The organism is Vibrio fujianensis (assembly GCF_002749895.1).
Lineage (GTDB): Bacteria > Pseudomonadota > Gammaproteobacteria > Enterobacterales > Vibrionaceae > Vibrio > Vibrio fujianensis.
The window spans coordinates 735133-742314 of sequence record NZ_NBUS01000054.1; the positions used below are offsets into that span (position 1 = coordinate 735133).

Annotated in this window: 6 protein-coding genes and 1 pseudogene; 2 read left to right on the top strand and 5 right to left on the bottom strand. The window is 45.1% G+C overall.

Annotated features, from left to right (window positions below; translation table 11 throughout):
* On the bottom strand, positions 1-764 hold a 764-nt coding region (bioB, locus tag B7C60_RS16500), incomplete at its 3' end, for a biotin synthase BioB (protein WP_245869682.1).
* A gap of 138 nt (positions 765-902) precedes the next feature.
* Here bioB and bioA point away from each other — a divergent pair.
* On the top strand, positions 903-2186 hold the full coding sequence (gene bioA, locus B7C60_RS16505; protein ID WP_172953257.1) for an adenosylmethionine--8-amino-7-oxononanoate transaminase: 1284 nt from the start codon (positions 903-905) through the stop codon (positions 2184-2186).
* A gap of 86 nt (positions 2187-2272) precedes the next feature.
* Here the strand turns inward: bioA and serS are convergent, their stop codons facing one another.
* The 4 genes from serS to B7C60_RS16525 form a co-directional block, all read right to left on the bottom strand.
* The gene (serS, locus tag B7C60_RS16510; protein WP_099612581.1) at positions 2273-3580 is read right to left on the bottom strand and encodes a serine--tRNA ligase; all 1308 of its coding nucleotides are present in this window, start codon (positions 3578-3580) and stop codon (positions 2273-2275) included.
* A gap of 103 nt (positions 3581-3683) precedes the next feature.
* Positions 3684-5033: a replication-associated recombination protein A gene (locus B7C60_RS16515; protein ID WP_099612582.1), complete on the bottom strand. Its 1350-nt coding sequence runs from the start codon at positions 5031-5033 to the stop codon at positions 3684-3686.
* 21 nt (positions 5034-5054) lie between these two features.
* Complete coding sequence (gene lolA / locus B7C60_RS16520; protein ID WP_099612583.1) at positions 5055-5648, bottom strand: outer membrane lipoprotein periplasmic chaperone LolA; 594 nt, start codon at positions 5646-5648, stop codon at positions 5055-5057.
* An 84-nt stretch (positions 5649-5732) separates the two neighbouring features.
* On the bottom strand, positions 5733-6353 hold the full coding sequence (locus B7C60_RS16525; RefSeq protein ID WP_099612584.1) for a YecA family protein: 621 nt from the start codon (positions 6351-6353) through the stop codon (positions 5733-5735).
* Between the two features lie 228 nt (positions 6354-6581).
* Here B7C60_RS16525 and B7C60_RS19860 point away from each other — a divergent pair.
* Positions 6582-7182 (top strand): annotated as a pseudogene (locus tag B7C60_RS19860) (tRNA-dihydrouridine synthase); the annotation flags it as partial.

Here is a 7182-nt window from a genome sequence, read left to right on the forward strand (position 1 = left end):
GGCATCATAATTCGTGCTGCCGCAATCAAACGAACAAAGTCAAAGGGTTCCACATCCTCCGCCGTTTCCAGCGGCGTACCTGGCACTTTCACCAACATATTAATCGGCACACTTTCCGGCTGAGTAGGAAGATTGGCCAACTCCACCAACAGTCCAGCGCGATCATGAGAACTTTCTCCCATACCAATAATGCCACCCGAACAGATCTTCATCCCTGCCTCTCGCACATGTGACAAGGTATCCAAACGGTCTTGATAGGTTCGCGTTGTAATAATGTGACTGTAAAATTCAGGTGACGTGTCTAAGTTATGGTTATAATAATCTAACCCCGCATTAGCTAGCTCTTTGGCTTGCTCAGGGGTTAGCATACCTAGCGTCATACAGGTTTCTAATCCCATCTCTTTCACACCGGCGATCATCGCTTTTAACAATGGCATATCACGCGCTTTCGGATTCTTCCATGCCGCTCCCATACAAAAGCGGGTCGATCCTGACTGCTTCGCTTTTTGTGCGGCCTCTAAAACGCGTGTAACTTCCATCAAACGTTCTTTATCAACATCGGTTCGATAATGAGCACTTTGCGGACAATACTTGCAATCTTCTGGGCAGGCTCCTGTTTTGATTGAAAGCAAGGTACTGACTTGTACATGGTTATGCGGATGATAATGACGATGAACTTGCTGTGCTTCAAACAACAGATCCATAAACGGTTTTTCAAGTAGTGCCTTCACTTCAGCCACTGTCCAGTTATGACGAACGTCCACAGGTAATCCTTAACAGGTAATGTTATTTCGTTAGCGTTATGCTTGGCTAGTTTACTGAGACACGCTAAACTGTCAATTAAAACAACAAGCAATGGTTTACATCTGTTTATTATTTAATCTTTTCTGGTTTGGATTTTTATGGATTTAGCGTTTGATCGCCAGCATATCTGGCATCCTTATACTTCGATATTGGCACCTCTACCCTGTTATCCTGTCAATCGTGCCCAAGGTGTTTATCTCTATTTAGACGATGAAACGCCACTGATTGATGGTATGTCTTCGTGGTGGGCTGCAATTCATGGATATAACCACCCCGAACTCACTCAAGCCGCTCACCAGCAATTGGATAAAATGGCCCATGTGATGTTTGGTGGAATTACTCATCAACCTGCGATTGAGGTCTGCCAACGTTTATTAGCATTAACGCCGAAAAACTTACAACACATTTTCCTTGCTGATTCCGGTTCTGTGGCGGTTGAAGTGAGCTTGAAAATGGCGTTGCAATATTGGCAAGCGAAAGGAGAGCCCCGGGCAAAATTTCTCACCTTACGTCATGGTTATCATGGTGACACCTTCGCCGCGATGTCAGTCACCGATCCTGACAATTCCATGCATCGTCTCTACAAAGGATTTCTTCCCGAACATATTTTTGCCGACTCACCACAAATCGGTTTTTGGCAACACTGGCAAGAGCATGATATCGACAACTTCCGAACTCAACTCGCCGAGCATCACCTGCAGATTGCTGCGGTGATCTTAGAACCCATTGTACAAGGGGCAGGAGGGATGCGAATGTATCATCCCGAATTTCTACGCCAAGTTCGATCGCTGTGCGATGAATATGGCATCTTGTTGATCCTCGATGAAATTGCAACGGGTTTCGGACGCACAGGTAAACTATTTGCTTGTCAACATGCCGGTATTGAGCCAGATATTATGTGTGTAGGAAAAGCGTTAACTGGCGGTTATATGACTTTGGCGGCGACCCTCACCAGCAAACAGGTTGCCGAGACAGTTTGTCGTGGTGAAGCTCAGTGTTTTATGCATGGTCCAACCTTTATGGGTAATCCGTTAGCATGCGCAGTGGCTGCAGCAAGCCTAGCACTTATCGAGCAAGGCGACTGGCAAACACAAGTGGCACGAATAGAAACTCAATTTGCGGCCCGATTACCCAATTTCCAAGCTTATCCTATCGTCAAAGAGACTCGCTGGCTCGGCGCTATTGGTGTGATAGAAACCCACCACCCTGTCAACATGGAAGTCATTCAAGCCCTCTTTGTAAGCTTAGGCGTATGGATCCGACCCTTTGGTCATTTAATTTATTTAATGCCGCCTTATATCTGTACTGCTGAACAAATAGATACATTATTGCACGCGGTAGAGATTGCTTTACAAGACCAGCATAACTTTCAAATCACTTGACGTTTCTGATCATGAACCTATTGCAAAAAATGATAAAAAAACCGACGCCAATAGACGTCGGTTTTTTACAGTTCCATCCGGATTCATTAACCGATATGAGTCAGACCATTCATATATTTCTGTAGAACCGCTGGAATCTCAATCCGGCCATCCGCTTGTTGATAGTTTTCTAAAATCGCCACCATGGTACGGCCTACCGCCAAACCAGAACCGTTCAATGTATGCACCAATTCTGGTTTCTTTTCCCCTTTACGGCGGAAACGAGCTTGCATACGACGAGCTTGGAAATCCCACATATTGGAACATGATGAAATTTCACGATAGGTTTTTTGCGCCGGAACCCACACTTCTAGGTCATAGGTTTTACGCGCACCAAAGCCCATATCACCCGTACACAGCACCACTTTACGGTAAGGTAGGTCAAGCAACTGTAATACTTTTTCAGCATGACCCGTTAACTCTTCTAATGCCGCCATTGACGCTTCTGGTTTGGTGATCTGCACCAATTCCACCTTGTCAAACTGGTGCATACGGATCAAACCACGCGTATCACGGCCATAAGAGCCAGCTTCAGAGCGGAAACAAGGAGTATGGGCAGTCATCTTGAGCGGGAGTTCCGCTTCATCAAGAATTACATCACGCACCAAGTTCGTCACCGGCACTTCTGCGGTTGGAATCAATGACAAACGGCGAGGCTCTTCGTCACTCACTTTTTCTGTCAATGGCTCAGTATGAAACAGATCTTGGCCAAACTTTGGCAATTGCCCTGTTCCAAACAAGGTATCCGCGTTAACGAGATAAGGAACATACAACTCGGTATAGCCATGTTGCTCGGTATGCAAGTCGAGCATAAATTGAGCAATGGCACGATGTAGGCGGGCAAATTGACCTTTCATCACCACAAATCGGGCACCGGTAATTTTTGTCGCACTCGCGAAATCTAAGCCATCACCCATTTCGCCTAAATCAACATGATCTTTGACTGCAAAGTCATACTCTTTTGGCGTCCCCCAACGTGACACTTCCACGTTATCGTTTTCATCTTTTCCTTCAGGAACCGATTCATCAGGAAGGTTAGGGATACTTTGAGTTATCGCATCTAACCGTGCTTGAACTTTATCTAATTCGACCTTTTTAGCATCCAAATCATCACCCAGCGTCCCGATCTGTTTTTTGATCGCTTCTGCGCCCTCTTTATCGCCTTTCGACATCAGTTGGCCAATTTGCTTGGAGATGGAATTACGCGTGGATTGTAAATTTTCAACTTCTACTTGAATCGACTTGCGTTGTTCTTCAAGTGTGCGGATAGTTTCTACGTCAAGCTTAAAGCCACGACGTGCTAATTTTGCAGCTGTCTCATCCAGCTCAGTGCGAAGTAATTTAGAATCCAGCATTGCTAATCCTATGCTTTTAATGTTATGAAGAAACGTATGTGCTTGCTTTTTAAGCAAAGCCAGACGTATTGAAATTTACTTTGTCAAAGATAACGAAAAGCCACTACTTTTCATAGCGCTTTTGTGGGCTTTTTGCGTCTAACGCCGCCAGATACTCGAGTTTTTCAGAAATTTTAGTTTCTAAGCCTCGATTAGTCGGCTGATAATAGCGCTTACCCACCATTTCTGGCGGAAGGTAACGCTCTCCTGCCGCATAAGCTCCAAGTTCATCGTGAGCATAACGATATTCCGCTCCATAACCTAACTCTTGCATCAAACGTGTCGGAGCATTGCGTAGATGAACGGGTACCTCATACTCAGGGAGGTTGTGCACATCACTCAGCGCGTGTTTCCACGCCGTATACACGGCATTACTTTTCGGCGCACAAGCAAGATAAACCGCAGCTTGAGCGATAGCTCGCTCCCCTTCAGCTGGCCCAACTCGGGTAAAACAATCCCACGCAGAAAGCGCGACTTGCATCGCGCGTGGATCGGCATTCCCTACATCTTCAGAGGCTATCGCTAATAATCGACGAGCAATATATAACGGGTCGCACCCTGCAGAAATCATTCGCGCCATCCAATATAGCGCAGCATCTGGGTTAGACCCGCGTATTGATTTATGAAAAGCGGAGATTAAGTCATACCAAAGATCACCTTGGTTATCAAAACGAGCCACCTTTTCGCCCGCCACTTCGGCCAAGAGATTTAAGGTAATTTGCTTACAGCCTTGTGCATCAGCTTCTGCCATATCATACAAGAGTTCCAAGTAATTCAATGACATGCGAGCATCACCATTGACAAGTTCTGCTAGCCGCTCTAGCACTTGATCATGGAAACATGCTGGCGTTTTTCCTAAACCTCGCTCGACATCATGAACCGCTTGATTAAGTGCCTGAAGAATTTCTTGCTCGCTAAGCGACATCAATTTATAGACTCGGGCACGTGATAACAGAGCGTTATTAAGTTCAAATGACGGATTCTCTGTGGTCGCACCAATAAAGGTGACGGTTCCATCTTCAATATGGGGTAAAAAGGCATCTTGCTGGGATTTGTTAAAGCGATGGACTTCGTCGACAAATAAAATCGTTCGTCTTCCGGCACGCTGGTTTTCTCGCGCTTTATCAATCGCCGCTCGAATCTCTTTCACCCCTGAAGTCACGGCAGAAACTCGCTCCACTTCCGCATTGGCATAATTGGCTGCTACTTCAGCTAGTGTTGTTTTCCCCGTTCCCGGTGGCCCCCATAAGATCATGGAATGGATATGGCCGGCTTGTAATGCGCGCCGGAGCGGCTTATCTGGCCCTAAAATATGCTGCTGGCCGATATATTGCTCGACTGTTTGAGGCCTCATACGTGCGGCAAGGGGACGAAAATCTTCGTCACCTGAAAAATCTAAACTGTAGTTACTCACGATTACTCATTATTCATGACATTAACGTTGGTCATCAACCTCAACCCCATCAGGGATGGTAAATTGAAACTGACTACTTGCTGGTGTTTGTAGCTTTACATTATAAAAGGTAAATCGGCTTTGTTGCCCATCTTGCTCAATCACATTGAACCCTTGCACAATACCTTGATCATTAATCTTTATTTGAAAATGACCTTGGTTAGATTCAAAAGAAATCGGAATGAGCGTAAACACATCCCCGACTTGTTCAACCTGATAAGCATCCCAATCACGAGCCTGATTGCGAGTCAGAAGAACAAACGGTGTTTGCTCTGTCGCTTGTTTTTGGTCATAAATGGTCACTTGTTCAATAAACGGACTGTAATACCAGAGTGATTGTCCATCAGAAACCAGTAGATTTTCGTCTGGCTCAGTGGTTTGCCAACGAAAAAATCCTGGCCGGGCAATATCAACAACCCCTTTGCCATCCATCACGGTATCCCCTTCGGGACTCACTACCTGTTGAGAAAATTGAGCACTAAACCCATCGGTTAACGCTAATCGTTCACTTAAGGTTTCTTTTGGCGTAGCGAACACAGAAAAACTACAAAAAATCAGGGCAACCCATTTTTTCATTCTCATTTGACTCCTAACAACCTTATTGACAAAGGTTATGGCTGTTTTTTACGGTTTATATGTCAATCTCAAGTTAATAAAGTTCTATTGCCCACAACACTGTTTAAACTTTTTACCACTGGCACAAGGGCAAGGATCATTACGCCCTACCGACTTATAAGGATTAACCTGTTGTGATTTGTCCCCCACCAACTGTTCATCTGCTGCAAGAGCGACTTCATGCACCATGAGATCGAGTTGTTCAATCATATGAGCTAGCGTCGGCAAGGCATCATAGCCTGCTGCTTGCATCTGTAAATGTGTTTGCTCTTCATCAATCGCCAACATCAAGGTGGTTAGTAGCGCCTGAAGCATACGATATGATCCATCAGATACTGGTGTCGATAACCATTGTGTTTCAATGCGTGGCCATAGCGTCATAAATCCTTCTGCAAAATCCGCTAACCCTTCTTCCCTACTTGGTGCGTGGGTTTTCAGTAATGACAACAGCGCATACTCATTACGTTTCAATTTTTGGTATTGGGCATGGATCTGCTGCGTCACGACAGGCTCAAGTTCATGAACATGATCAGGGAATAGCTCGCTAAGCCATGAGTTAGGATCAAGAGGTTGAATGGTTAAATTAGCAGCAAACACCATTCCTTCAATAAAAAGCGGAGACTCATCCACCGCTAATGATGACAAATTGACTAAGGGATAGATCATACTATGTTCTGTTTTTCGATAATAATGCCAACAGTATAAACGTAAAGACGATGAAGTTGCAGCCTAGGATCATTAGCGTTGAAGATCTGCCAATAAAAGAGGGTGACTCGGCTTGCTTCTCACTCTACAATCTCGCCTCGTTTCATCATTACAGTTCTTATTATGCGTGTTATTCTTGGCCCAATGGAGGGCGTTCTTGATCATTTGATGCGGCAGATGCTCACCGAAATCAATGATTATGATTTTTGTGTGACCGAATTCGTTCGGGTTATTAACCAGATTTTACCTGATCATCTATTCTATCGCCTCTGCCCAGAATTAAAACATGCCTCATGTACCCCATCAGGCACCCCCGTTAAAGTTCAATTGCTAGGACAAGAGCCTCTTTGGATGGCAGAGAATGCGCTGCGGGCTGCAGAGCTTGGAGCCAGTGGAATCGATCTGAACTTCGGATGCCCAGCAAAAACCGTCAATAAAAGTAAAGGGGGAGCGGCATTATTAGAGCACCCAGAATTGATTTATCAAGTGGTAAAAGCCTGTCGCGAAGCCGTTCCTAGCCACCTTGCTGTCAGTGCCAAAATTCGTTTAGGCTGGGAAGACCCGAATGACTGTTTTGAAATTGTTGATGCGATTACTCAAGCTGGCGCTGATGAATTAACCATTCATGCACGCACCAAAGCGGGTGGTTACAAAGCCAGTGAAATTCAATGGGATTATATCGGACAAATCCGCCAGAAAACCACTATTCCGCTGATAGCCAATGGTGAAATTTGGAATCATGCTGATGCACAAGCCTGTATCGAAACCACTGGCGTTGATTCTTTAATGG